Here is a 24,892-nt window from a genome sequence, read left to right as displayed (position 1 = left end):
AAGGTGCCGGCAGGCGGATGAGGGGGATCTCAGCCGCCAAGCGACCGGATCGCCGGATAAAGCGCCCGGTAGCGCCCGTAAGCCGCATCATAGGCGCCCGTCAGCGCAGAAACCGGCTCCACCGTCTCGGCCGTGACCGGCGCGGTGCAGACGGAAAGCGGATCGGCACCGGTCGCAGCAATCAGCCCAAGGCGGGCGGCCCCGAAGGCTGCACCGAAATCGCCGTCGGCTGGGATATCGACGGGAACGTTGAGCGCCGTTGCAATCGAGGCCAGCCAGTAGCGCGAGCGCGAACCGCCGCCGATGGCGGTGACGCGGTCAATGCGGGTGCCGGCGGATTTCAAGGCTTCGAGGCTGTCGCGGATGGCGAAGGTCACGCCTTCCATCACCGCCTGGGTGAGTGCTGCACGGTCTGTCTCATGGCCAAGGCCGATGAAGGCGCCGCGGATCTTTGCGTCATTGTGCGGCGTGCGTTCGCCCGAGAGATAGGGCAGGAAGGTGACGCCGGTCGGGGCATGCAGCGTGTCGCCCACTTCGGCGGCCAGTTCGCCGGCGGTCTTAGCCGTCACTTTTGCGTGCCAGTTCAGCGCATCGGTGGCCGACAGGATGACGCCCATCTGATGCCAGGTGTTGGGCAGCGCGTGGCAGAAGGCATGCACCGCGCTTTCCGGCTTTGGCAGATAGGAGCCGTTTGCGGCAAACAGCACGCCGGATGTGCCAAGCGATACGAAGGCATGGCCTTCCGCAACCGTTCCCATGCCGCAGGCAGAGGCGGCATTATCGCCGGCGCCACCAGCTATCACGACGCTTTGCGTCATGCCCCAGGATGCGGCAAGCTCGGGACGAAGACGGCCGGCCTCGGCGGTGCCTTCCACCAGCGCCGGCATCTGCGCCCGCGTCAGGTCCGTTGCCTCCAGAAGCTCATCGGACCAGGCGCGCTTGCCCGTATCGAGCCAGGACGTGCCGGCCGAATCCGACATTTCGGAGATATGCTCACCCGACAGCCAGAGGCGCAGAAAATCCTTCGGCAGCAGCACCTTTGCCACCTTGGCAAAAATCTCCGGCTCGTTGTTTTTGACCCAGACGAGTTTTGGCGCGGTGAAGCCGGGAAATACGATATTGCCGGTCAAGGCGCGAAAACGCGGATCGGCATCGAGGCTTGCAGCCTCCGCAAATGAGCGGGTGTCGTTCCACAGGATGCAGGGACGCAGCACCTTGTCGTCCACATCGATCAGCGTTGCACCATGCATATGGCCGGAGAGGCCGATGCCCTTTACGGAAGCCAGCGCTTCACCATGGGTGGCCTTCAGGCCGGCCACGGCTTCTTCCGTCGCACGGATCCAGTCGGCCGGGTTCTGCTCCGACCAGCCGGGATGGGGCCGCGAGACATCGATGGCAGCCGTGGCCGAGCCGATGACGCGCTGGTCCGCATCGATCAACATGGCTTTGACGCCGGACGTGCCGAGATCGAGACCGAGATACATGGTGCCTGTCCTCCTCATGCCTGCCGCTCAGGGCAGGTTATCTTTCAAAAAAATGTCGATGCGGATGCGCTCCTGCGCCTCCACCACTTTTGAACCATCCGCTGCCGCCTTCAGAACCCGAATGGCGCTGCGCACCTCATGGCCGGCATCCTGATTGAGCACGGCATCGATCTGATCAGCCACAAGTGCCAAACGTGTGACATCGGTGAGTTCGTGCAGGATGACGACCGGCCGCATCTGCGCAGGCAGCCGCTCGATGGCGCGGATCAGGCCGCGATTGCCCGCGCCAAAACTGTAGATGCCGGAGAGCCCGTCATGGGCGGCAAGCGCTTCTTCAACCAGCCGTTCGGCGGTCGCCGGATCATCGCGCCCTTCGACCGGAGCAAGGATCGCCCGCTCGGGAAACCGCTCGGCCATGACGGCGGAAAACCCCTGCAGACGTTCGCGGTGGTCGCGCACCATCAGCGATCCCGCAAGCGGCAGAACCGGCCCTGCTCGCCCGGACAGGAACCGCCCGGTCAGCATGCCGGCGGTGCGCCCGGCGGCGATATTGTCGATGCCGGCATAATGTGTGCGGGCCGTGCCGCCCAAATCGGAGACGAGCGTGACGACTGCAATTCCCGCCGCGAGCAGGCTTTCGGCGGCCGCGCGCACTTCGGCTGCATCGATCGCGACAAAGGCGACCCCATCAGGCATCTCGCCACGCGCTTCGTTAAGCGTGGCCACCAGCGCGCCCGTATCGAAAGCGGGAACATCGACAATGCGGATTGCCATCCGCTCGCCCGATGCGCGCCGCGCCGCCTGCTCCACTTCGGCGCGAAGGCCGATCATGAAGGAATTGTCATTGGCCGGCAGAATGAAGGTGAACGTGTAGACCCGGCCCTTGGCAAGATTGGCGGCGGCCACATCGCGCACGAAACCAAGGGCCGTTACCGCCTCCTCCACGCGCAGCCGCGTCACCTCGCGCACGCCCGCTCTTCCGTTCAACACACGGTCGACGGTGGCAAGGCTGACGCCTGCATGGGCTGCGATATCGTGAACCGTTGGCTTCATGTTTCCTCCGCGAGAACACATAACGCCAGATTTGAGGTACGTAAATCAAAATTTCGGGAACGACCGCACCCATAAGCGAGAAAGGCCGCCGCATAAGCGGCGACCCTTCGTCGGCGGTGGATCTCTTAAAAGGTTGAAAGCCTAGTGGCCGGCGCCGGGTGGCGGGGCAGCCTTCGGTTTGGAAATCATCATGACAAGCAGGATGAGGCTGGCAAACAAGCCGGTCAGCCCCATGAACACATCTATGAAGGACATGACCGTTGCCTGCTGTGTGACGATACCGGAGAGCTTGGAAAGGGCGGCACTGGAGCCATCGATGCCATAGGCGTTGAAATTGGCACCAACGCTGTCCAGCCATTCGAGAGCTGCCGGGTTTCCGTAATTCACATGCTCGGACAGCCGTGCATAATGTTCGTCCGAGCGTTGCGTCAGCATGGTGTTGATCACGGCAAGGCCCACGGCACCGCCGAGGTTTCGCGTCAGGTTATAAAGACCCGAGGCATTCTGGATGCGCTGCGGCGGCAGCGTGCCGAGCGCCACGTTGTTGATCGGCACCATGCACAGCATCAGCGAGCAACCGCGCAGGATCTGCGGCACCAGCAATTCGTAAAAATCCCAGTCGGCTGTCAGGCCGGTCATCAGATAGGTGCCGCAGGCAAAACCGAAAAAGCCGATCGCCATCATCGCACGCGGGTCCATCTTGGTGGACAGCATGCCGGCAATCGGCGCCGTCATGAACATCGCAAGGCCGGACACAAACATGGTCTCGCCGATCATCAGCGCATCGTAACCGCGAATGCGCGCCAGATAGAGCGGGTAGATATAGGTGAGGCCATAGAGACCGACCCCCATGACGAAGGAAAACAGCGAACCGAAGGCAAAATTGCGGTTGGTGAAGGCTTTGAGATCCACCACCGGAAAATCCACCTTGAAGGCACGCCAGAAGAACACCACAGCGCCGATGACCATGGCGACGGTGCCGAGCACGATATGCTCGTCGCTGAACCAGTCCTTGCTGTTGCCCTCTTCCAGCACGTATTCGAGCGAGCCGAGGAAGACGGCCATGGAGAGCAGTCCCCACCAGTCGAACCGTTTCATCAGGGCATGGTTGGGCTTGTCGAAATCGATGAAGGTCCAGGCCATCAGCGTGACGATGATGCCCGGCACGATATTGACGAGAAACAGCCAGTGCCAGGAAAACGCGTTGCTGAGATAACCGCCCACCGTCGGCCCGATGGTGGGGGCAAGCGTGGCGATGAGACCGATGATCGGGGAGACCACGGCGCGCTTGGAGGGCGGGAAGATGGTGAAGGCGGCTGCAAACACCGACGGGATCATGCCACCGCCGATAAAACCCTGGATGGCGCGGTAGATGATCATCTGGTCGATGTTGGTGGCCGTGGCGCAGAGCGCGCTCGACATCGTGAAGCCTGCCGCACAAACGGTAAACAGTACCCGCGTCGAGAGAATACGCGCCAGCGTGCCCGATAGCGGGATCATGATGACTTCCGCGATCAGGTAGGAGGTCTGCACCCAGGCGACCTCGTCCGAGCCTGCCGAAAGACCCGCCTGGATTTCCGACAGGGATGCCGAGACGATCTGGATATCGAGGATGGACATGAACATGCCGACCACCATGGCAAAGAAAGCAATCAGCTTTCTTTTATCCATGGGGGGATCGACAGGCATGGCGCCCGCAGTCGCTGTGGTGGCGGCCATGATGGTTCTCCTTTGCCCGAACCGAGGCTGTTACTTGGCGGCAGCGGTTGCAGACGGACCGGTGCGCATGTCGACATCGGCAACGACGCTCATGCCCGCGCGCAACCGGCGCTCGTTCAGAACATCCTGTGGGATCGCGATGCGGACCGGCACGCGCTGGACAACCTTGGTGAAATTGCCCGTGGCATTTTCAGGCGGCAGCAGCGAGAAGACGGCACCCGAGGCCGGCGCGATGGATTCGACCGTCCCCTCAATGGTGTCCTCGTCGAATGCATCGACATGGACGCGAACCTTGGCGCCCGGCACGATATGGCCAAGCTGCGTTTCCTTGTAATTGGCGTCGATATAAAGCGCATCGAGCGGCACCAGCGAAGCCAGCCGCTTGCCGCTGGAAACGAGATCACCGGTCTGGACGGAGAGATTGCCGATCGTGCCGTCATAAGGCGCCTTCAGCACGGTAAAATCGAGGTCGCGCTTGGCCTGCTCGACGGCCAGTTCCTGCACGCGAACAGTGTTGACGGCTTCCGTGCGCTGGGCGCGCAGAAGATCGATATTGGCGCTGGCGGAGGTGACGGCGGCATCGCCTGCGGCAAGGTTTGCCTGCGCCTGCTCCAGTGCAATCTGGGCATTGTCGAGATCGGCCGTGGTGCCAACGGACTTTGCGGCCAGTTCGGTCTGGCGCTTCAGGGTGATTTCAGCCCCGCGAAGAACCGCCTGAAGGGCGCCCAGCTGCGCCTGCGACTGCTTCAGGCTCGCCTCGCCGACAGCGATCTGCGCATCCATGCGCGAAACGGCGAGATTGGCGCTTTCGACATTAGCCTGCGCCTGTTCCAGCGCGATGCGGTAGTCACCCTGATCGAGCGTGACAAGAGGATCGCCGGCCTTCACCGTCTGGTTCTCGACCACGTTGACCTTTTCAACATAACCGGACACTTTTGGCGAAATGACCGCGATATCGCCGGAGATATAGGCATCATCAGTCGAGACCAGGAAACGGCCATCGGTCCACCAGTTATAGCCATACCAGCCGCCTGCACCAACAAGTGCCACCGCCAGGATCGGCAGGACAAAGCTGCGTCTCTTTTTCTTGGGCGCGTCGGCACCCGGGCTGCCATCCGGACCTGCGGGCTTGGCCGTTGCCGACTTTTCGCCAACAGGCGCTTCCTGGCGCAGTTCAGCCTTTTCGGCGCCCTCGGCGTCTGTGGAAACGACGCGCAGAGAGCCAGAGTTCGTGGATGCGTTCATGGGGGAGCACCATTGATCAGGGAGAACGATCGGATCGAACCGATCGGTTCAATTGAGGTTGACATAGACAGTTCCATCCGACATATCAAGTGCAATCGAACCACTCGGTTCGAAAAGGTTAACTTTCAGGATCACAAATGTCTGACGAGAGATCCGTCTCCTGCGATACGGCGGCGCAAGCCGGCCGGTTTGCTGCCGGGGAAGATCCGGTCAAGCGCGAGCAGATCCTCGACGGGGCAAAGCGCGTCTTCATGTCGGTGGGCTTCGACGCGGCCAGCATGAACGACATCACGCGCGAGGCCGGCGTCTCGAAAAGCACGATCTACGTCTATTTCGCCAACAAGGACGAACTGTTCGCCGCCATCATGGAGCGCGAGCGGATGCAGCTTGCGCAATCCCTCTTGGATATCCTGTCCGGTGTCGAGGATGTGGAAGAAGGGCTGTTTCGCTATGGCGTCGGCTTTGCCCAGCAGGTCACCGCCGTTGGCACCGTGTCGGCGATGCGCACGATGATCGCCGTTGCCTCGCGCATGCCGCAGCTCTCCGGGCAGTTTTTCCAGCAGGAGACGCTCAACGTGCGCACGGTGCTGGAACATTTCCTTGAACAGCAGGTGGCGCGGGGCACGCTGCGCGTCGATGACATCCCGCTTGCTGCCCGCCAATATATCGAGCTGTGTACGGGCACCTTCTTCAAGCTCTGTCTGTTCGGCGTTGCCCGGACGCCGCCATCGACGTCAGAGATCGAGCGTGTGGTAACAGGCGCCATGAAGCTGTTCATGGCGGGCTACGGCGTAAAAAAATCTGACCCGTCCATGCAATAAATCGGGCACAGGTTGCGTATACCGTTTGCGCAACGGAGGGATTGCGTGCGTCTCGACCACAAAGAGGCGCCGTAAGCCATCAAATTCATTGATCATTTTTTTACGCCGCAGAAGCCAGATAGCTAAAATTTATCCCGCTGCTGAAGCTTGATTCGTCGGACATCCCGTCTACATTTCGAACGCCAGCACTCCTGCGGCGCCAAGGGGCACCACACATGCAAAACCTGATGATACTCGTCCAGGATCCGGCCGCCTGGGTCGCACTCGTCACCCTGGTGGTGATGGAGATCGTGCTCGGCATCGACAACCTGATCTTCATCTCCATCCTCACCAACAAGCTGCCGCCCGAAAATCGTGAAAAGGCCCGCAAGATCGGCATCGGTCTTGCCCTTGTGATGCGCCTCGGCCTGCTCGGCACCGTGGCCTGGATCGTCCAGCTGACCACGCCGGTCTTTGAAGTATTCGGCCAGGGCTTTTCGTGGAAGGACATCATCCTCATCGCCGGCGGCCTGTTCCTTGTGTGGAAGGCAACCAAGGAAATCCACCACAGCGTCGATCCGGAAGACCACAAGGAAGACATGGTCGGCGGTCAGGTGGCAACCAGTTTTGCCGCAGCTATCGGTCAGATCCTGCTTCTCGACCTCGTTTTCTCCATCGACAGCATCATCACCGCTGTCGGCATGACGCCGCATGTGCCGATCATGGTCATTGCCGTGGTCGCCGCCGTCACCGTAATGCTGGTGGCTGCAACGCCTCTTGCCAATTTCATCGAGAGGAACCCCACCATCGTCATGCTGGCGCTGGCTTTCCTGCTGATGATCGGTACGACGCTGATTGCCGAAGGCATGGGCTTCCATGTGCCGAAGGGCTACGTCTATGCCGCGATGGCGTTTTCGGCGCTTGTGGAGGTACTGAACATGTTCTCGCGTAATGCCCGCAAGCGCAAACACGGTGACATCAAGCACGATACGGCACACTGACGCCGAAGATCTGACGACAAGGCTCTCGCCGGGCTTGGAACTTTTATCGCGCCGCTGTATTTGAGGTGGCACCCAAAGTTCCTATCCCGGCGGCAGCCCTTCGCCGCCCCTCCCCCGGAGCGGCATGACCACGCAACAGATCCTCGCCTTCTCCGTAATCGGCGCCATGATGGCGGTGTTTATCTGGGATCGCTTTCGCTACGACGTCGTTGCCTGCACGGCACTGGTGGTGGCGGTCATTCTCGGCGTGGTGCCGGCAAACCAGGCCTTTTCCGGTTTTTCCGATGATATCGTCATCATCGTCGGCAGCGCGCTTGTCGTCAGTGCCGGCGTTGCCCGCTCCGGCGTTGTGGAAATCGCCATCAAGAAATTTTTCCCGAACCTCAGTTCGGTGCGCGCACAGATCGCGCTCCTGATGATCGTCGTGGCGATCCTGTCGGCCTTCATCAAGAATATCGGCGCGCTGGCGATCATGATCCCCGTCGCCTTCCAGTTTTCGCGCCGGGCCGGTGTTTCCCCCTCGCGTTACCTGATGCCGATGGCGTTTTCGGCATTGCTCGGCGGGCTGATGACGCAGATCGGCACCTCGCCGAATATCGTCGTGTCACGCCTGCGCGGCGAAATGACCGGCACGCCCTTCACCATGTTCGATTTCACCCCCGTTGGCGGCCTCCTGACGCTGGTCGGCGTCACCTTCCTCTTGTTTTTCTACTGGCTGGTGCCGGAACGTACCAAGCAGAACAATTCCATCGAGGACGCCGTCGAAATCTCCAATTACGCTTCGGAGGCCGTGGTCACCGGCCAGTCGACGGTGATGGGCAGGCCACTGGGCGATCTGTTGAAACTCGGCGACAATGAAGTGGTGGCAACCGCGGTGCTGCGCGGCTCAGCCCGCATGTCGCCGTTTCCCGATCTCATCCTGCGCGAGGATGATTCCATCCTGCTGGAGGGCCGGTCCTCTGCGCTGGAACGGGCGATTTCCCGGGCCAAACTACAGCTTTCCGGAAAAGTGCTGCGTGAAAGCGGCCAGCCGCTGCAGGATCTGGTTTCCATCGAATGCGTGATCTCACGGCAATCGGCGCTGGCGGGACTTTCGGCGCGCGAGCTTGCGCTCTCTTATACGCGTGGTGTCAATCTTCTCGCCGTCAGCCGGCGTGGTGAACGGGTACGCGACCGCCTGCGTGACCTTGTGCTGCGCGAAGGGGACGTGATCGTGCTGCAGGGCGGGCGAAAGACGCTGCCGACCGTGCTTCAGGATCTGGCGCTTCTGCCGCTGGCGCAGCAGGAAATCATGCTCGGCACGCAACGACGCGCCCTGATCCCGCTCGCCATCCTGGCGCTTGCCATGATCACCACGGCGCTCGGTTATGCGCCGGTCGCCGTTGCCTTCTTTGCCGCCGCACTCGGCATGGCCGTTTTCCGGGCCGTGCCGATCAGCGACATCTACAAGGCCGTCGATGGCCCGATCCTTGTGATGCTCGGGGCGCTGATCCCGGTGTCGGATTCGCTGCGAACGTCCGGCGGCAGCGAGTTGATTGCCGGCTGGCTTGGAACGGTCGCCCACAGCCTGCCGCCCTGGGGGGCGCTCACCCTCATTCTCGTCACTGCCATGGCCGTGACGCCCTTCCTCAACAACGCCGCGACCGTGCTGGTGATGGGCCCGATTGCCGTTTCCTTCGCAACGACGCTCCACTTTCGGCCGGAAGCGTTTCTGATGGCGGTTGCCATCGGTGCCGGTTCGGATTTCCTCACCCCCGTCGGCCACCAGTGCAACACACTGGTGATGGGACCGGGCGGCTACAAGTTCTCGGATTACCCGCGCCTTGGCCTGCCGCTGTCGCTTCTGATCGTGCTGGTGAGCGTACCCGCGCTGATGTGGTTCTGGCCGGTGAACTGACGGACTGCCGCATAAATCTTGACGCTTCCCGCAGAATATGCGCTAAGGCCTGCCAATCCCGAAAACAAAAATCGCGCCCTTCCGGGCGCTTTTCCAGTTCGAGCAGGCACCCATGACCACTTCCGGCGTCCGCGTCCGTATCGCACCTTCCCCGACCGGCGAGCCGCATGTCGGCACGGTCTATATCGCGCTTTTCAACTATCTCTTCGCCAAGAAGATGGGCGGCGAGTTCATTTTGCGCATCGAGGACACCGATGCCTCGCGCTCGACGCCGGAATACGAGCAGAAAGTGCTCGACGCGCTGCGCTGGGCAGGCCTTGAGTGGAGCGAAGGCCCCGATGTCGGCGGCCCCTACGGCCCCTATCGCCAGTCCGACCGCAAGGACATGTACTGGCCCTACGCGCAGGACCTTCTCGACAAGGGCCATGCGTTTCGCTGTTTCTGCACGCCCGAGCGGCTGGACAAGATGCGCGAAGACCAGCGCGCCGCCGGCAAGGCGCCGGGCTATGATGGCCTCTGCCTGCGCTATTCGGCCGAAGAAGTCACCGCCAAGATGGAGGCCGGCGAAGCATCCGTCGTGCGCATGAAGATCCCGACCGAAGGTGCCTGCGAATTCAACGACGGCGTTTATGGCGACGTCTCGATCCCGTGGAATTCGGTCGACATGCAGGTGCTGATCAAGGCCGACGGCATGCCGACCTATCATATGGCAAACGTCATCGACGACCATCTGATGAAGATCACCCATGTGGCGCGCGGCGAAGAGTGGCTGGCGTCTGTGCCGAAGCACATCCTGCTTTATCGGTATTTCGGCTGGGATGAGCCGAAGTTCATGCATCTCTCGCTGATGCGCAATGCCGACAAGTCAAAACTGTCGAAGCGCAAGAACCCGACCTCGATCTCGTATTATTCGGCGCTCGGTTACCTGCCGGAAGCACTGATGAACTTCCTCGGCCTGTTCTTCGTGCAGATCGCCGAAGGCGAGGAACTGCTGACGATGGACGAGCTGACGGAAAAGTTCGATCCGGACAATCTTTCCAAGGCCGGCGCCATCTTCGACATCCAGAAGCTGGACTGGCTGAACGGCCGCTGGCTGCGCGAAAAGCTGACACCGGAAGAGTTCATTGCGCGCACCTTCGAATGGGCCTCTGAAAACCAGCGCCTGACGGAAGGCCTGAAGCTTTCGCAGAGCCGCATTTCCAAGCTCGGCGAACTGCCGCAGCTCGCCGGCTTCCTGCTGTCCAACGACGTTGGCCTGACGCCTGCCTCGTTTGCCGGGCTGAAGACGACGCCTGCCGATACGCTTGAGATCATCAACACCGTACAGGCCGATTTCGAAAAGATGCCGGAATGGTCGGTGGAGAGCATCGACCAGGAACTGCGCACCATCGCCGACAAGCTCGGCAAAAAGCTGCGCGTGGTGACGCCGCCGCTGTTCGTTGCCATGTCCGGTTCGTCGCGCTCGCTGCCCCTGTTTGACTCGATGGCGCTGCTCGGCCGCTCGGTCGTGCGCCAGCGGCTCAAAATTGCCGCAACCGTGGTGGCATCCATGGTGGGTGCAGAAAAGTAATTCCCAGCGGCGACGGGTTCCCTCCCCCTTGTGGGGAGGGTTAGGGAGGGGCCTTTTCTTTCTCAATCCGGGTTACCCCTCCCCGTCGCTACGCTCCGACCCTCCCCACAAGGGGGAGGGTTGGCCGAGCCCGCCGCACCGGTGAACCAGAACAACCAGCCTCGAAGGCGAAAACCGATGACCGAACAGAAGACCGAAACCGCCCTCTCCTCCGACGCCACGCAAGTGCGCCGCCAGAAACTGGCGCTGCTGCGCGAAAAGGTGGGCGACGTTTATCCGGCGCATTTCCACCGCACGTTGACCAATGCGGAACTGGCGGAAAAATACGAGAGCCTCGAGGCCGACGTCGAGACCGGCGATATCGTCACCGTTGCCGGCCGCGTTTATTCCTCGCGCAATTCCGGCATGTTCATGGATCTGCGCGATGCCTCGGGCAAGGTGCAGATCTTTTCCCACAAGGACACCACGCCGGAAGCTGCCCGCGAGATGCTGGCCCTCATCGATATCGGCGACATCATCGGCGTCACCGGTGTCGTGCGCCGCACCAAACGCGGCGAGCTGACGATCAACGCGCATGAAATCACCATGCTCACAAAGTCGCTACTGCCGATGCCGGAAAAGTGGAACGGCATTGCTGACGTCGAAATTCGCTACCGCAAGCGCCACCTCGACATCCTGAGCAATGACGAGAGCAAGCTGCGTTTCCAGCAGCGCTCGAAGATCGTGTCCGGCTTCCGCCGCTTCCTGGAGAACGAAGGCTTTCTCGAAGTCGAAACGCCGATGCTGCAGACCGTCTATGGCGGCGCGACGGCCGATCCGTTCAAGACCTTCCACAACACGCTGAAGATGGACATGTACCTGCGCATTGCGCCGGAACTGTTCTTGAAGCGCACGCTGGTCTCCGGTCTCTCCGACAAGGTGTTCGAGATCAACCGCAACTTCCGCAACGAAGGCGTCTCCACACGGCACAACCCAGAATTCACCATGATGGAGTGCTACTGGGCCTATGCCGATTACGAGGACATGATGGGGCTGGTCGAACGCCTGTTCGAAACGCTGGCACTGTCGATCCATGGCACGACGGATGTGGAATTTGCCGACAAGACTTTGTCCTTCAAGGGCCCGTTCAAGCGCGTTCCGATGCCGGATGCGGTCAAGGACGCAACCGGCATCGATTTCCTCGCGATGAAGACCGACGAGGAAGCCCGCACTGCTGCCAAGGCTGCCGGTTTTGCGGTTGAAAAGGACTGGACCTGGGGTGAATGCCTCGCCTTCATCTTTGAGGAAAAGGTCGAGGGCACGCTGATCCAGCCGAGCCATGTCACGCATTTTCCAAAAGACATCTCGCCCTTTGCCAAGGAAGTGCCGGGCGAGCCGCGTCTTGTTGAACGCTTCGAGACCTATTGCAACGCCTGGGAAGTGGGCAATGCGTTTTCCGAACTGAACGATCCGGAAGAACAGCGCAAGCGCATGGTCGAGCAGCTGGAACAGGCCCATGCCCGCGGCGAAAAGGACAAGCAGCTCGACGACGAGTTTCTGGATGCCATCGACCAGGGCATGCCGCCCGCCGGTGGCCTCGGCATTGGCGTCGACCGGTTGATCATGCTGCTCACCAATTCTCCGTCGATCCGCGACATCATCCTCTTCCCGGCCCGCCGCAACAAGGCAGACTGAGAAGCCGACAGGCAAGAACAATCAAACGGCTCGCTTCAGGCGGGCCGTTTCTGTTTGACGCTGTCGGGAAAACTCAGTGTGAGACAGTGGCCGCCTTGGCGGCCGGCTCCGCTTGGCGCGCGGCAGGTTCTGGCGGTGCGTCTTTCGCATCCGTCGGGGCAGCAACCTTCATCGGGTCAATGCCATCATGCGCTGGCGCTGCGGCATGGGATTGCGGCGGTTCGCCGGTTGTCGGTGCTGGCGGCACCTGTTCGACAACGGTTTTCGGCGCATCCGCGCCAAACACCATCGCCTTCATGCGGGAAAACAGGCCGGGCTCGGCGGCAACGGCCGTATGCTCGGGGCTGGGCTGGACGTTGGGCTCGGCATGCGCGGCGGCATCCGCCGTGTCAGTAGGCTTGTCCGTTGCGCCATGCGCATCCACCGGCGCCTTGGCGTCAGCCGTCTCCTCAGACTTGCCAAACACCATGTTTTTCAGCGAACTGATCAGGCCGCCGCTTTCAGGTTCTGGCGCGGCTTCTCCGCCATGGCCGCCTGCCGCAGCAGGTGGAGCGCCATGCTCATCGGTCTTTCCGCCGTGGCCGGCATCGGCGCCTGCCTCTGCACCATGCGCCGGCGGGGCTGCTTCATGACCACCGCCATGGGCGTCCTTGCCCTTGGCCGCGCCATGGCCATCGCCCTTGGCATCGCTTTCAGACACCGGCGAGACGCAATCGGCGCTATCGGTCAGGCTTGCCGCCAGCTTTTCGATATCCTCCAGCGGCGGATCGATGCGCAATCCGAAATATTCGCCGTTCGGCGCAACAGGACCATCATAATAGAAGGCGGAGTAAACGGGATCGGAGGCATCCGCCTCTTTCGAAGGCTCCGGAATGTACACCACCTGCGCACCGATGGCGCGCCCACGCATGCCCGCCCGTTGCGTCGGCCCGGATTTATCGAGGATGCTGACCTGCACCAGATCAGCCTTTTCCGCCGCCTGCACGGATTTTGCGACGCGCAGCGCAGTTTTGAGCCGCGCCGAACCATCACCCGGTTCCGTGACGACATATTTGCGCACCCAGTAGCGGTGGTCGCGCTTGATCTTCACCAGCTGCACCGTGGTGCATTCCAGCCCGTTGATCTCCAGATAGGAGGGGCCAAGGAGCTTGTCGGCGCCGATGTAAAGCGCCAAGGCGCCGCTGCCGCCGCCGAGAAGCACGACGCCACCGAGAACCAGCACGAGGGTGCGTGACAGCCGTATCTTTACGCCCTTCACGCCCGCAACTCCGGCATGCACAACTCCACTCAACGCAAAACTGAGGCCAACAGGGCCGAGCCGCCATCTTTATCCATGAGCATTGAAGAATGCTTTAACCGACGATGGCTTTCGGGTGATCCCTCCTGCACCGTCCCGGCACAACGACATCGCGTTAAATCAGGCTTCACGAAGTTGCGAATGATTTGCAATAGCATTGACATGTGGAAAAGCGAGGCTAAGTTAGATTGCAAATGAGTTGCATTAGAGGATGAATTCCGTGCTACTGCGCATGCTCGCTGCCGGTCTTGCGACCGTTCTTAGCCTATCGCCGGCTGTTTCGAACGCCGCGGAAAAGCCCAAGGTGGTTACCACCTTCACCATTATCGCCGACATGGCGAAGAACGTGGCCGGCGATGCCGCCGACGTCGAAAGTATTACCAAACCCGGTGCGGAGATTCACAACTACCAGCCGACGCCGCGCGACATCCTGCGTGCCCGCAATGCCAACCTGGTTTTGCGCAACGGGCTGAACCTCGAACAGTGGTTTGAAAAATTCCTCGTGAACCTCGGCGATGTCCCCAGTGTCACGGTGTCTGACGGGGTGGTGCCCATGGCGATCGCTGGCGGCGCCTATCAGGGCCGCCCCAACCCGCACGCCTGGATGTCGCCGGAAAACGCGCTGATCTATGTGGAAAACATCCGCAAGGCGCTGGCTCAAATCGATCCGCCCCATGCCGATCTCTACGCCGCAAACGCCAAGGCCTATTCTGACAAGATCCGCGCCACCGTACAGCCCATTCGCGATACGCTGAATGCGCTTCCGGAAAATCATCGATTTCTGGTTACGAGCGAAGGCGCCTTTTCCTATCTCGCCCGAGATTTCGGCCTGAAGGAGCTTTATCTCTGGCCGGTCAATGCTGACAGCCAGGGCACGCCCCAGCAGGTAAAAGCCGTGATCGATGCCATGCGGGCCGACAAGATCGGGGTGATCTTTTCCGAAAGCACGGTTTCCCCCAATCCAGCCCAGCAGGTAGCGCGCGAGACGGGGGCGAAATATGGCGGAGTGCTTTATGTCGACAGTCTCAGTGATCCGGATGGCCCCGTTCCCACCTATCTGGATCTTCTGAAGGTCACGACGGGCACGATTGCGAAAGGTCTTTCGCAATGATGATGGGAAAGGTGAAGCAGCAGCCTTCAGGCATCCGAGTCGATGACGTCACAGTCTCCTACCGCAACGGGCACACAGCCCTGCGGCATGCAAGCTTCACGGTTCCCAAGGGCACCATCACCGCTCTGGTCGGCGTCAACGGCGCCGGCAAGTCCACCCTCTTCAAGGCCATCATGGGTTTCGTGCCTCTCTCGGGCGGCACAGTCGAAATCCTCGGCATGAGCGCTGCCCAGGCGCTCAAGAAAAACCTCATCGCCTATGTGCCTCAATCGGAAGAGGTGGACTGGAATTTTCCTGTTCTCGTCGAAGACGTGGTGATGATGGGCCGCTACGGCCACATGAATTTCCTGCGCATCCCCACCCGACGCGACCATGAGATGGTGAGTGAGGCGCTTCAGCGCGTCAACATGGTGGAGTTTCGCAAGCGCCAGATCGGCGAGTTGTCCGGCGGCCAGCGCAAGCGGGTGTTTCTTGCTCGCGCACTTGCCCAGGAAGGCCAGGTGATCCTGCTTGACGAGCCGTTTACCGGCGTTGACGTCGGCACCGAAGAACAGATCATCACGCTGCTGAAATCCCTGCGCGACGAAGGCCGCGTGATGCTGGTCTCCACCCACAATCTCGGCAGCGTGCCTGACTTCTGCGACCGCACCGTTTTCGTGAAGGGCACCGTGACCGCCTATGGCAAAACGGAAGACACGTTCAACGAGGAAAACCTCGAAAAGGCGTTTGGTGGCGTGCTGCGCCATTTCGTTCTCGGCGGCCGCGACCTGCATGATGACGAGGATGCCCGCCATGTGCGCGTTATCACCGACGACGAGCGCCCCTACGTGACCTATGGCAATGGCACCCGCAAGACGGCGATCCAGAAGCCGAAGGAGGCGACGGATGCTCCAGACGCTTCTTGAGCCCTTCACCTATGGCTATATGCTGAACGCCATCTGGGTAAGCGCTCTGGTCGGCGGCGTCTGCGGTTTTCTCTCCGCCTATCTGATGCTGAAAGGCTGGTCGCTGATCGGCGATGCGCTGTCGCATGCCATCGTTCCCGGCGTTGCCGGCGCCTATATGCTGGGCCTGCCGTTTGCGCTCGGCGCCTTCCTCTCCGGCGGGCTTGCGGCGGTTGCCATGCTTTTCCTCAACCAGCGCACCAAGCTGAAGGAAGACGCGATAATTGGCCTGATATTCACCGCCTTTTTCGGCCTTGGCCTCTTCATGGTGTCGCTGTCGCCCACCTCGGTCAACATCCAGACCATTGTGCTCGGCAATATCCTGGCCATCACGCCGCAAGATACGGTGCAACTGGTGCTGATTGGCGGCATCAGCCTCGTCATCCTTCTTTTGAAGTGGAAGGACCTGATGGTGGCCTTCTTCGATGAAAACCATGCGCGCACCATTGGCCTGCGCCCGGACTTTTTGAAGGCGCTGTTCTTTACGCTGCTGGCTGCCTCCACGGTTGCCGCCCTGCAAACGGTCGGCGCCTTCCTGGTCGTTGCCATGGTGGTGACGCCGGGTGCCACCGCCTACCTCATCACCGACCGGTTCCAGCGGCTGATCGTGCTGGCAGCCGGCATCGGTGCCGTCACCAGCTTTGTCGGCGCCTATGCCAGCTATTTCCTCAACGGCGCGACCGGCGGCATCATCGTGGTGCTGCAGACGCTGATCTTTCTGTCCGCCTTCGTTTTTGCCCCGAAGCACGGCCTGATCGCCGCCCGCCGCCGTCGCGCTCATGCACTGGAGGAGCCAGCATGAGCGAGACAATGCAACTGGCCATCCTGCCGTTCCAACTGCCCTTCATGCAGAACGCCTTCATCGTGACCATGATGATTGCCGTGCCGATGGCGATGCTCTCCTGCTTTCTGGTGCTGAAGGGCTGGTCGCTGATGGGCGATGCCGTCTCCCATGCCGTGCTGCCGGGTGTGGTCATTGCCTACATGCTGTCGCTGCCGCTGTCGCTCGGCGCCTTTGTGGCAGGCCTCGTTTGCGCGCTCGCGACCGGTTATCTCAAGGATAACAGCCGCATCAAGGAGGATACGGTTCTCGGCATCGTGTTTTCCGGCATGTTCGGCCTCGGCCTCGTGATGTTCGTCGCCGTCCAGAGCGACGTGCATCTCGACCACATCCTGTTTGGCGACATGCTCGGCATCGCACCGTCCGATCTCATCGAGACGGGCCTGATTGCGCTTGCCTGCGTGATCTTTCTCGGCGTGCTGCGCAAGGATCTGCTGGTGCATGCCTTCGATCCCCAGCATGCGCAGGCCATAGGCCTACCGGTAAAACTGTTGCATTACGGGTTGCTAACGGTGCTGTCGCTCACCGTCGTCGGCGCACTGACGGCGGTCGGCATCATCCTCTCCGTCGCAATCCTCGTTGCCCCCGGCGCCATTGCCTTCCTGCTGACGCGCCGCTTTCACACGATGATGCTGGTGGCGGTGGCTATTGCGCTGACCTCATCCTTCCTCGGCATCTATTTGAGCTTCTTCATCGACAGCGCCCCGGCCCCGACCATCGTGCTGCTGATGAGCGCTGCCTTCATTGCCGCCTTCATCCGCACCTCGATCCGCGCCCGACGGATTGTGGCGAAACCCTGACCACAACGAAAAACGGCCCGCCAGAGGCGAGCCGTTTTCGATTTTCTTGAGGTGGGTGCGGTCAGGCCGCAGCCAGTTCCTTCTTCACCATGGTGCGCAGGCCGATCAGGTCCTTGGCAAACGAGCGGATGCCTTCCGACAGCTTTTCAGTTGCCATCGCATCCTCGTTCAGCATCCAGCGGAACTTCTTCTCGTCAATCGGGAAGAAGGCATCCTCGGTGATGTTGTCGGGAGACAGCTTGCGCTCCAGCGTGCCCTCGGCCTTGTCCAGCTCGTCCAGCAGCGCCGGGCTGATGGTCAGGCGGTCGCAGCCGGCCAGCGCTTCGATTTCGCCGGCGTTACGGAAGGAAGCGCCCATGACGATGGTCTCAATGCCGTTCGCCTTGTAGTAGTTGTAGATCTGGCGCACGGAAACGACGCCCGGATCGGTTTCCGACGTGTAGTCTTCACCGGTGGACTTCTTGTACCAGTCGAGAATGCGCCCGACGAAGGGCGAGATGAGGAAGGCTTTTGCATCCGCGCAGGCAATCGCCTGAGCCTTCGAGAAGAGAAGCGTCAGGTTGCAGTCGATGCCTTCCGTCTGCAGCACTTCGGCGGCCTTGATGCCTTCCCAGGTGGAGGCAAGCTTGATCAGGATGCGGTCACGCTCGATGCCGCGCTCCTTGTAGGCGGCGATAATGCCATACGCCTTCTTGATGGAGGCTTCCGTATCGAAAGAAAGATCGGCATCGACTTCGGTCGACACGCGGCCGGGAACGAGCTTGGAGAGCGCCGCACCAACGGAAATTGCCAGACGATCGGACACGGCGGAAATCACCGCGTCCTCATTGCCGCCCTGCTTTTTGCCCCAGGACACGGCTTCCTTCACATCGTCGGCAAACATCGGCGTGCCGAGCGCCTTCAGCACGATGGTGGGGTTGGTGGTGCAATCCACCGGCTTCAGGCGCGCCACAGCCTCGATATCGCCGGTATCGGCGACGACCGTGGTCATGGAACGGAGTTGTTCGAGCTTGGACGCCATCCGAAATATCCTTGAAAGTTGGATCGAAAAACGAGGGAGAAAATCCATCTCCCGTTATCCTTAGTATCTGCGGTCACACGCCTGAAAGTCAAGACATTTGCCTAGTGTATTTGACATTTGTTTCATGCCGCCTGATAGTGAAATCTGCCTCACGACAGAACAAGGATGCCGGATCGCCGTGGCGAAACTCAGACGCGACACGCATATTGCCTATTCGGAAGCCGCGTCGCTCCGGTTGCGCGCTGCCTGGCTCTATTACAACCAGGGCCTGACGCAGAAGGATGTGGCGGAAAAGCTCGGCGTCAGCCGCTCCACCGTCATCCGGTTGCTGGACGAGGCGCTGAAACGCTCGGAAGTGCAGATCTGGATCAGCGAAGGCATCGACGATTGCGTCGACCTCGCGGTGAAGCTGGAAAAGACCTATGGCTTGGATGAGGCTGTGGTCGTGCCCTCCCCTGAAAGCACGGAAGCGGGTGCGATTGCAAAAGCCGTTGGCCTGGCGCTTGGCCAGTTTCTGACGGAAGTCGTCACCGACAATCTCACCATCGGCGTCGGCTGGGGCCGCACCATGACGGCATCGCTCTCAGGCTTTCGTCCGCCAAGGCGGGAAAACTGCAAGGTCGTCTCGCTCCTCGGCGGCATCGTTGCTGTCCACCAGACGAACCCGATCGACTATACTTGGCGGCTGGCAAGCCAGCTCGGCGCCGAATGCTACATGTTTCTGGCGCCGCTTCTGGTCGATTCGGTTGCGACCAAGCGGGCGCTGATCGAGGAATGCGGGCTGAAGACGCTCTACGATCTCGCCGAAAACCTCGACCTCGCCATCGTCTCCTGCGGCGATATCGGCCCGCATTCCACCTCGCTGTCGGAAGGCTTCATCAGCCACGCCGCACTTGAGGAACTGGTGGCGGCCGGCTGCGTCTGCGACACCATGTTCAATTTTCTCGATGCGGATGGCAAAACCATCGACCACCCGATCAACGAACGGGTGATGTCGGTCGATCTTGATACGCTGAAGAAGGCGCGGCACATCGTGCTGTCATCGGGCGGCGCCCACCGGGCCCTCGCCATCCGCGCCACCATCCGCCGCATCGGCTGCAACACGCTGATCACCGACGAGGCAGCAGCGCGGGAACTGTTGGCGTTGGCGGAGGTGTAGGCAACGCCTGCTTCAGAACTCGTCCGGCCATTCGCGTGCCGCGTGCTGCACGAAGAGCACTTCGACCTGCTCATCCCGCACACGGTAGGCAACGATATAGGGCAGGTTCGGCAGCACCAATTCACGCGTCCCCTCGATCTCGCCGCTGCGACCGATGAACGGATTGGCTGATAAAAGCTGGGCGGTTCTGCGGTGGATGTCCCTGACAACCCTGGCTGCGGCCGGTGGGTTATGCTCAGCAATATAATCGCCGATGGCTGCGAGTTCCCGGAGAGACCGCCGCGTCCAGACGACATGCATCCGGTCAGGCCTGATCGTATCGGGTCAGCAGCGCATCGATTTCAGCCGGCGAGGCAAATTCGCCCTCGTCGGCGTCCGCGATACCGGCCTGAACACCGGCGATCCATTTTTCCTGCCACGCGAGAGATCGGCCGTGGGAAAGCGCATCCTCGACAATCCGGCTGCGCGTCAGGCTCGTACGCTCGGCCAGACGGTCGATGCGGCGAGAGATGTCATCCGGGAGGTCGACGGCGTTTTTCATGCGTTCAGTCTCTCATATCAAGGCTATCTCCGCAAAGAAAATCCCCTCACACCTTCCCCGCCTCCCAGCCCAAAATGGCCCGCTTGCGTGTGAGCCCCCAGTGATAGCCGGTCAGCGCACCGCTTTTGCCGAGAGCGCGATGGCAAGGCACGACGAAGGAAATCGGGTTACGGCCGATGGCAGCGCCGACCGCACGGCTGGCTGTAGGTTGGCCAATGTCGCGGGCGACATCGGAATAGGTGACGGCCTTGCCGAAAGGGATTTTTAGGAGGCTCTGCCAGACGCGGACCTGAAAATCCGAGCCGATGAGGACGACGCGCAGCGGTTCTTCGGCACACCAGCGGCCGGGCTCGAAGGCGCGGGCGATGTAGGGTGCGGTGGCAGCCTGATCTTCCACATAGGCGGCATTCGGCCAGCGTTTTGCCATATCCGCGAAGCAGGCATCGCGTCCGCCCTCGTCATCGGCAAAGGCAAGGCCGGCAAGGCCGCGCTCGGTTGCCATGACCAGCGCCAGACCGAAGGGCGACGGATGGAAGCCGTAGGAGATCGTGATGCCGCCACCTTTCGCTTTCCATTCGCCCGGGCTCATCGCCTCATGGGTGACAAAGAGATCGTGAAGGCGGCCGGGTCCGGACAGGCCAACCTCATAGGAGGTTTCCATAAGCGGCAATTGCTCATGCCCCAGCAGACGCTTGGCATGGTCGAGCGTTACCGCCTGCAAAAACGCCTTGGGGCTGAGGCCCGCCCAGCGGGTGAATACCTTTTGCAACTGCGTCGGCGAACGGTTGAGTTCGGCGGCAATCCTTTCCAGCGAGGGCTGGTCGCGATAATCGAGCGTGATGAGTTCGATCACCTGCTTGACGACAGCATAATCCTCGCCCTCTGGCGTGATGTCTGTGGCGGGTGCGGGCGAAAAGGCGTTCATCGGAAAGGTCCTCATTTCGAGGATGAATTCAGCACGGGCAGGTGGAAGACGCCACCCGTTTCTTGCGCAAAGCCAGCTTTGTTGCCCGCTCTCAAATCCGCTGCTTGACCGTCGCCAGCGCTCCGCGAAACGCCTTGGCAAAGCTTTCCCGGTCATCCGGGTTGAGGAAGGAGCCGACATCGGTCAGGCGGCCCTCGCCCGTCACATGCATCGAGGTGATGCCGTATTCCTGGTGACGGCGCACGCGAAAGCGGGCCCAGAACGGATTGAACCGATGCTCCACCATGCGGCCTGCCGGCGAGAATTTGCGGATGGAGACATTGGTGCGCGACACCGTCACTTCCTCGCGGGCGCGGCCGGCGCGGTAGTTCAGCCAGAAAGCGCCGTAGAGCAGCAGGAAATCCAGCCCGAAGAAAATTCCGATGGGCCAGGCGCCGGTTGCCATGAAAAACAGCCCGTGCAGCAGGCAAAAGCCGCCGCTGATGGCGAGTAACACACGAAAACCTTTTCGCCCGAGCGAGCGATAAGGCGTCAACTCCGCTGCAAAAACCGGGTTATCGTCCAGCCTGTCCACGTTGCCTTCCCTCGCGTGCCTTGTCATAGAAGCTATGATGGCAATTTCGAAGTGACAATCCCATAGGCAAACCTTGCAAAAGTCAAATGGCGCGGCGAGAAGCCGCAGGCATGCCCGCTCCGCCTACAGCAAGGCGGAGATCGAAGAAATCTTCCGCCGCCTCAGCATCCAGCGGCCGGAGCCGAAGGGCGAACTGGAGCATGTGAACCCGTTCACCCTCGTCGTTGCCGTGGCGCTCTCAGCGCAGGCAACCGATATCGGCGTCAACCGCGCCACAAGAAAGCTGTTCGAGATCGCCGATACGCCGGAAAAGATGCTGGCGCTCGGCCAAGAGGGTGTCATCCAGCATATCAAGACCATCGGGCTTTACCGCAACAAGGCCAAGAACGTCATTGCGCTCTCTCGCATGCTGATCGAGGAGTTCGGAAGCGAAGTACCGAAAACGCGCGAAGAGCTTATGCGCCTGCCGGGTGTCGGGCGAAAGACCGCCAATGTGGTGATGTCGATGGCGTTCGGAATCCCGACGCTTGCCGTCGATACGCACGTCTTCCGGCTGGCGAACCGCATGAAGCTTGCCCCGGGCACGACGCCGGATGCGGTGGAGGAAAACCTCCTGCGGGTCATCCCGAAAGCCTATCTCTTCCACGCGCATCACTGGCTGATCCTGCATGGACGTTACACCTGCAAGGCGCGAAGGCCGGAATGCGAGGCCTGCGTGGTGGCCGATCTCTGTCGCTATCCGGCCAAGACCTGCGACGTGCCGGCGCCGCTTGCAGAACTACCCGCGCAGATGTTGAGCGCGGGCGCCCTCCACGACGGCGAATGAGGGATCGCGCACGCTCAACGCCTTGTGCAAATGCACCATCAGGCCGGCGGCAAAGAGCGGCGTCAAGAGGTTGAGGATCGGGATTGCCAGAAATCCGGCAATCAACAGACCGGCCAGAAACACCGTGCCCTGGTGCTTGCGGCGAAACGCCTTTGCCTGATGCGGCGGGCGAAAGCGCATGGCGGCAAATTCGAAGAACTCGCGCCCCAGCAGATAGCCGTTCACAAGGAAGAAGGCGATAAGATTGATGCCGGGCAGGAAAAGCAGAAACAGCGCGATGATGTTGCCGAGGATGACGACGCCTAAAAACTGCACGGATTCGATCATGGCCCGGCCAAGCGGCATTTCCGTGCCGGCGGGATCATCCGGGTAATCGCGCTTTTCCACCACTTCGGCGACGTCATCGAGAAACAGGCCGGCAATCAGCGCCGTCACCGGGGCGATCAGCAGCGCAAGGCCAAGCGCCAGCCCGATGCCGGCAAGAATAGCGAAGATGAAGGTCAGCCAGCCCGCCCAATCCGGTACGCTCGGCAGAAGATCGGCGACATAAGGCCAGATATAACCGATGAACACGCCGCGCAGCGCAAACCATAGGCCGATCAGAACGAGGATCGTCAGCCCCAGCACTTTCCAGAAGGCCGAGCGCGTTTCAAGCGCAAAAAGGTTCAAGAGGGACAATCGGGCGGACTGTAGGATCATGCAGGCGGTCTCCGTTCTTGTCCGCAATGTAGGTGCCCCGCACAACAGGAACAATAAGGAGCGGATCAGGTGATCGCTTCAAGCTCGGCGCGATGGCGATACATGGCGAGGAACCGGCGGTAATCCCGGCCATAGGCGGCGCGCATCGCTTCATTCGGTTGGCGGATTGCGCCACCCCGGTCCATGGCGAGCCCCGCTTCGGCAAGACCCGGATAAAAACCGCCGGCAACCGCTGTCGCCATCGCCGTGCCGGATAAAACCGCATCGGGCGCTGCCGGCACACGCACCGGGTGACCGGTGATATCAGCATACAGCTCCACCAGAAGCGGGTTTTGCACATGGCCGCCGGCGACATGCAGCATGTCGAAACCGTAACCGAACGCGGCCATGGTTTCGAGGATGTGGCGGATGGCGAGCACCAGCGCCACGCAGGTTCGCCAGTAAAGCCGGCAAAGCCCGTCGAAGGACGCATCGAGCGTCAGGCCGCTGATAACGCCGGTGGCACGCGGATCGGCAAGCGGCGAACGGTTGCCGTGGAAATCCGGCAGGATGAAGATCCCCTCCCCAAGGCGATGGCCTTCAATGGCACGCAGCTCGGCAATGCGATCAATGATGCGCTGGTGCAGGGCTGCCGTTGGTTCACCACCGGCCGCATGCATGCGCACCATATGGTCGAGAAGCGCGCCTGTGGCCGATTGGCTGCCTTCGATAAGCCAGTGACCGGATAACAGCGCCTCAAAATACGGCCCCCAGAGGCTATGTCCCGGCAGCGGCTGGCGCGACAGCGCAACCAGGCAGCTCGATGTGCCGCCGATCAGCGCGAGATTGCGTGGCAGATCCGCCCGGCCGGCCACTGCCCCCAGAGCACCGAGCGCACCGGCATAGGCATCGATCTGACCGGCGGCCACGATACAATGCTCATCAAGGCCGAGGTCTGCGGAAGCCGAGGCGGACAGCCTGCCGACGGCGGCCCCGACCGCCAGTGTTTCCTGCGGCAGCGCGCCTTTTTTGAGGAGGTCTGCAAGCCCTGCGGTGGCGAGAAAATCCGCGTTCCAGCCGCTCGGTTCATGCGAAAGGTAATTCCACTTGGCCGTCAGCGTCGAGCGCGAGCGGGCGCTCGATCCGGTGGCGCGCCAGGTGAGAAAATCGGCGAGATCGAAAAAATAGCCGGCCCGCTGCCAACTGTCAGGCAGATGCGCCTTCAGCCACATCAGCTTGGGGATCTGCATTTCCGGCGACAGCGAGCCGCCTGAAAATCGCAGCACCGGATGGTGAGTGGCGCTCAGCTGCTCGGCCTCAAAGACGGCGCGATGATCGAGCCAGACGACGGTATCGAACCGGTCCTCGCCACTGTTGGAGACTGTGAGCGGCGCGCCGTCGCGGTCGCGCACCACCAGCGAACAGGTGGCATCGAAGCCGATGGCGGCAATGTCGGTGGCGGCAAGACCCGCTTCAGCGATGGCAGCGCGCACCGCATGGCACACGGCCTGCCAGATGTTTTCCGAATCGTGCTCTGCAAAGATTTCGCCGTCGCGCCGCATCAGGATCGGATGCCGCGCCTTGGCAAGAAGCCTGCCGTCGCGGTCGAAAATGCCGGCCCGCGCGCTGGTCGTTCCCACATCGACCGCCACCAGGTGCGCACGCATCAGGTCATATTCCCCATCTTCCCCGGAAAGCTAACGACTTGCAGATCTGGCGCTTAAGGTGCGCC

At 61.3% G+C, this 24,892-nt stretch carries 23 protein-coding genes; 11 read left to right on the top strand and 12 right to left on the bottom strand.

Annotated elements, in window-relative coordinates:
• Positions 1–29: 29 nt before the first annotated feature.
• The 4 genes from xylB to AC4CWH_RS01170 form a co-directional block, all read right to left on the bottom strand.
• The gene (gene xylB, locus AC4CWH_RS01185) at positions 30–1,484 is read right to left on the bottom strand and encodes a xylulokinase (protein ID WP_491320049.1); all 1,455 of its coding nucleotides are present in this window, start codon (positions 1,482–1,484) and stop codon (positions 30–32) included.
• A 27-nt stretch (positions 1,485–1,511) separates the two neighbouring features.
• A complete protein-coding gene (locus AC4CWH_RS01180; protein WP_491320048.1) occupies positions 1,512–2,537 on the bottom strand; it encodes a LacI family DNA-binding transcriptional regulator in 1,026 nt (341 codons plus the stop codon).
• Positions 2,538–2,678: 141 nt separating this feature from the next.
• The gene (locus AC4CWH_RS01175) at positions 2,679–4,256 is read right to left on the bottom strand and encodes a DHA2 family efflux MFS transporter permease subunit (protein WP_491320047.1); all 1,578 of its coding nucleotides are present in this window, start codon (positions 4,254–4,256) and stop codon (positions 2,679–2,681) included.
• Between the two features lie 30 nt (positions 4,257–4,286).
• Entirely contained in the window at positions 4,287–5,501 is a 1,215-nt protein-coding gene (locus tag AC4CWH_RS01170; protein WP_491320046.1) for an HlyD family secretion protein, read from the bottom strand.
• A gap of 137 nt (positions 5,502–5,638) precedes the next feature.
• Here AC4CWH_RS01170 and AC4CWH_RS01165 point away from each other — a divergent pair, with 137 nt between their 5' ends.
• The 5 genes from AC4CWH_RS01165 to lysS all read left to right on the top strand — a co-directional run bounded on the left by AC4CWH_RS01165 (position 5,639) and on the right by lysS (position 12,443).
• Positions 5,639–6,322: a TetR/AcrR family transcriptional regulator gene (locus AC4CWH_RS01165; protein WP_491320045.1), complete on the top strand. Its 684-nt coding sequence runs from the start codon at positions 5,639–5,641 to the stop codon at positions 6,320–6,322.
• Positions 6,323–6,537: 215 nt separating this feature from the next.
• A complete protein-coding gene (locus AC4CWH_RS01160) occupies positions 6,538–7,302 on the top strand; it encodes a TerC family protein (RefSeq protein WP_491320044.1) in 765 nt (254 codons plus the stop codon).
• Positions 7,303–7,426: 124 nt separating this feature from the next.
• Positions 7,427–9,199, top strand: a complete 1,773-nt coding sequence (locus tag AC4CWH_RS01155) for an SLC13 family permease (protein ID WP_491283800.1) — start codon at positions 7,427–7,429, stop codon at positions 9,197–9,199.
• Positions 9,200–9,311: 112 nt separating this feature from the next.
• Positions 9,312–10,769 (top strand): glutamate--tRNA ligase, encoded by a 1,458-nt coding sequence (gene gltX / locus AC4CWH_RS01150; protein WP_491320043.1) that lies wholly within the window; start codon positions 9,312–9,314, stop codon positions 10,767–10,769.
• 177 nt (positions 10,770–10,946) lie between these two features.
• Positions 10,947–12,443 carry a lysine--tRNA ligase gene (gene lysS, locus AC4CWH_RS01145; protein ID WP_491320042.1) on the top strand — a complete coding sequence of 499 codons (1,497 nt, stop codon included), beginning with the start codon at positions 10,947–10,949 and terminating at the stop codon, positions 12,441–12,443.
• A gap of 73 nt (positions 12,444–12,516) precedes the next feature.
• Here the strand turns inward: lysS and AC4CWH_RS01140 are convergent, their stop codons facing one another.
• The gene (locus AC4CWH_RS01140) at positions 12,517–13,701 is read right to left on the bottom strand and encodes a hypothetical protein (RefSeq protein ID WP_491320041.1); all 1,185 of its coding nucleotides are present in this window, start codon (positions 13,699–13,701) and stop codon (positions 12,517–12,519) included.
• 271 nt (positions 13,702–13,972) lie between these two features.
• Between AC4CWH_RS01140 and AC4CWH_RS01135 the strand changes: the two genes are divergently transcribed.
• Genes AC4CWH_RS01135 through AC4CWH_RS01120 form a run of 4 tightly spaced genes read left to right on the top strand, consistent with a single transcriptional unit; the run spans position 13,973 to position 17,436 of the window.
• Complete coding sequence (locus AC4CWH_RS01135; RefSeq protein WP_491321320.1) at positions 13,973–14,851, top strand: metal ABC transporter substrate-binding protein; 879 nt, start codon at positions 13,973–13,975, stop codon at positions 14,849–14,851.
• On the top strand, positions 14,848–15,756 hold the full coding sequence (locus AC4CWH_RS01130; protein ID WP_491320040.1) for a manganese/iron ABC transporter ATP-binding protein: 909 nt from the start codon (positions 14,848–14,850) through the stop codon (positions 15,754–15,756). Before AC4CWH_RS01135 ends, AC4CWH_RS01130 begins: the two co-directional genes overlap by 4 nt.
• Positions 15,737–16,597, top strand: coding sequence for a metal ABC transporter permease (locus AC4CWH_RS01125; protein WP_491320039.1), 861 nt, complete (start codon positions 15,737–15,739; stop codon positions 16,595–16,597). The genes AC4CWH_RS01130 and AC4CWH_RS01125 overlap by 20 nt, the downstream gene beginning before the upstream one ends.
• On the top strand, positions 16,594–17,436 hold the full coding sequence (locus AC4CWH_RS01120; protein ID WP_491320038.1) for a metal ABC transporter permease: 843 nt from the start codon (positions 16,594–16,596) through the stop codon (positions 17,434–17,436). The genes AC4CWH_RS01125 and AC4CWH_RS01120 overlap by 4 nt, the downstream gene beginning before the upstream one ends.
• 61 nt (positions 17,437–17,497) lie before the next feature.
• Here AC4CWH_RS01120 and tal read toward each other — a convergent pair whose 3' ends face one another.
• Entirely contained in the window at positions 17,498–18,457 is a 960-nt protein-coding gene (gene tal, locus AC4CWH_RS01115; RefSeq protein WP_491320037.1) for a transaldolase, read from the bottom strand.
• Positions 18,458–18,635: 178 nt separating this feature from the next.
• Between tal and AC4CWH_RS01110 the strand changes: the two genes are divergently transcribed.
• Positions 18,636–19,616 (top strand): sugar-binding transcriptional regulator, encoded by a 981-nt coding sequence (locus tag AC4CWH_RS01110; RefSeq protein ID WP_491320036.1) that lies wholly within the window; start codon positions 18,636–18,638, stop codon positions 19,614–19,616.
• Between the two features lie 12 nt (positions 19,617–19,628).
• On the opposite strand, the gene AC4CWH_RS01105 is transcribed toward AC4CWH_RS01110, so the two are convergent.
• From AC4CWH_RS01105 to AC4CWH_RS01090, 4 genes are all read right to left on the bottom strand, one after another.
• Positions 19,629–19,916: a type II toxin-antitoxin system RelE/ParE family toxin gene (locus tag AC4CWH_RS01105; protein WP_491320035.1), complete on the bottom strand. Its 288-nt coding sequence runs from the start codon at positions 19,914–19,916 to the stop codon at positions 19,629–19,631.
• A gap of 4 nt (positions 19,917–19,920) precedes the next feature.
• Entirely contained in the window at positions 19,921–20,157 is a 237-nt protein-coding gene (locus tag AC4CWH_RS01100) for a CopG family ribbon-helix-helix protein (RefSeq protein WP_491320034.1), read from the bottom strand.
• Positions 20,158–20,203: 46 nt separating this feature from the next.
• Positions 20,204–21,082, bottom strand: coding sequence for a methylated-DNA--[protein]-cysteine S-methyltransferase (locus AC4CWH_RS01095; protein ID WP_491320033.1), 879 nt, complete (start codon positions 21,080–21,082; stop codon positions 20,204–20,206).
• Between the two features lie 91 nt (positions 21,083–21,173).
• Positions 21,174–21,683, bottom strand: coding sequence for a DUF2244 domain-containing protein (locus AC4CWH_RS01090; protein ID WP_491320032.1), 510 nt, complete (start codon positions 21,681–21,683; stop codon positions 21,174–21,176).
• A gap of 46 nt (positions 21,684–21,729) precedes the next feature.
• On the opposite strand from AC4CWH_RS01090, the gene nth reads away from it, so the two are divergent.
• Positions 21,730–22,482, top strand: a complete 753-nt coding sequence (nth, locus tag AC4CWH_RS01085) for an endonuclease III (RefSeq protein ID WP_491320031.1) — start codon at positions 21,730–21,732, stop codon at positions 22,480–22,482.
• Here the strand turns inward: nth and AC4CWH_RS01080 are convergent.
• Together AC4CWH_RS01080 and AC4CWH_RS01075 are read right to left on the bottom strand one after the other, a co-directional pair.
• Entirely contained in the window at positions 22,435–23,181 is a 747-nt protein-coding gene (locus AC4CWH_RS01080; RefSeq protein ID WP_491320030.1) for a sulfate transporter family protein, read from the bottom strand. The two genes, nth and AC4CWH_RS01080, sit on opposite strands and share 48 nt — an antisense overlap.
• A 65-nt stretch (positions 23,182–23,246) precedes the next feature.
• The gene (locus tag AC4CWH_RS01075; protein ID WP_491320029.1) at positions 23,247–24,827 is read right to left on the bottom strand and encodes an FGGY-family carbohydrate kinase; all 1,581 of its coding nucleotides are present in this window, start codon (positions 24,825–24,827) and stop codon (positions 23,247–23,249) included.
• Between the last annotated feature and the right edge of the window lie 65 nt (positions 24,828–24,892).

It is taken from the genome of Neorhizobium sp. PAMB6716 (assembly GCF_058242805.1).
This window is presented reverse-complemented; position numbering and strand designations above follow the sequence as displayed.

Bases quoted from the DNA above. Each gene is read 5' to 3' on its own strand.
- xylB (WP_491320049.1), bottom strand. From the start codon at position 1,484: ATGTATCTCGGTCTCGATCTCGGCACGTCCGGCGTCAAAGCCATGTTG.
- AC4CWH_RS01180 (WP_491320048.1), bottom strand. From the start codon at position 2,537: ATGAAGCCAACGGTTCACGATATCGCAGCCCATGCAGGCGTCAGCCTT.
- AC4CWH_RS01175 (WP_491320047.1), bottom strand. From the start codon at position 4,256: ATGGCCGCCACCACAGCGACTGCGGGCGCCATGCCTGTCGATCCCCCC.
- AC4CWH_RS01170 (WP_491320046.1), bottom strand. From the start codon at position 5,501: ATGAACGCATCCACGAACTCTGGCTCTCTGCGCGTCGTTTCCACAGAC.
- AC4CWH_RS01165 (WP_491320045.1), top strand. From the start codon at position 5,639: ATGTCTGACGAGAGATCCGTCTCCTGCGATACGGCGGCGCAAGCCGGC.
- AC4CWH_RS01160 (WP_491320044.1), top strand. From the start codon at position 6,538: ATGCAAAACCTGATGATACTCGTCCAGGATCCGGCCGCCTGGGTCGCA.
- AC4CWH_RS01155 (WP_491283800.1), top strand. From the start codon at position 7,427: ATGACCACGCAACAGATCCTCGCCTTCTCCGTAATCGGCGCCATGATG.
- gltX (WP_491320043.1), top strand. From the start codon at position 9,312: ATGACCACTTCCGGCGTCCGCGTCCGTATCGCACCTTCCCCGACCGGC.
- lysS (WP_491320042.1), top strand. From the start codon at position 10,947: ATGACCGAACAGAAGACCGAAACCGCCCTCTCCTCCGACGCCACGCAA.
- AC4CWH_RS01135 (WP_491321320.1), top strand. From the start codon at position 13,973: ATGCTCGCTGCCGGTCTTGCGACCGTTCTTAGCCTATCGCCGGCTGTT.
- AC4CWH_RS01130 (WP_491320040.1), top strand. From the start codon at position 14,848: ATGATGATGGGAAAGGTGAAGCAGCAGCCTTCAGGCATCCGAGTCGAT.
- AC4CWH_RS01125 (WP_491320039.1), top strand. From the start codon at position 15,737: ATGCTCCAGACGCTTCTTGAGCCCTTCACCTATGGCTATATGCTGAAC.
- AC4CWH_RS01120 (WP_491320038.1), top strand. From the start codon at position 16,594: ATGAGCGAGACAATGCAACTGGCCATCCTGCCGTTCCAACTGCCCTTC.
- tal (WP_491320037.1), bottom strand. From the start codon at position 18,457: ATGGCGTCCAAGCTCGAACAACTCCGTTCCATGACCACGGTCGTCGCC.
- AC4CWH_RS01105 (WP_491320035.1), bottom strand. From the start codon at position 19,916: ATGCATGTCGTCTGGACGCGGCGGTCTCTCCGGGAACTCGCAGCCATC.
- AC4CWH_RS01100 (WP_491320034.1), bottom strand. From the start codon at position 20,157: ATGAAAAACGCCGTCGACCTCCCGGATGACATCTCTCGCCGCATCGAC.
- AC4CWH_RS01095 (WP_491320033.1), bottom strand. From the start codon at position 21,082: ATGAACGCCTTTTCGCCCGCACCCGCCACAGACATCACGCCAGAGGGC.
- AC4CWH_RS01090 (WP_491320032.1), bottom strand. From the start codon at position 21,683: ATGACAAGGCACGCGAGGGAAGGCAACGTGGACAGGCTGGACGATAAC.
- AC4CWH_RS01080 (WP_491320030.1), bottom strand. From the start codon at position 23,181: ATGATCCTACAGTCCGCCCGATTGTCCCTCTTGAACCTTTTTGCGCTT.
- AC4CWH_RS01075 (WP_491320029.1), bottom strand. From the start codon at position 24,827: ATGCGTGCGCACCTGGTGGCGGTCGATGTGGGAACGACCAGCGCGCGG.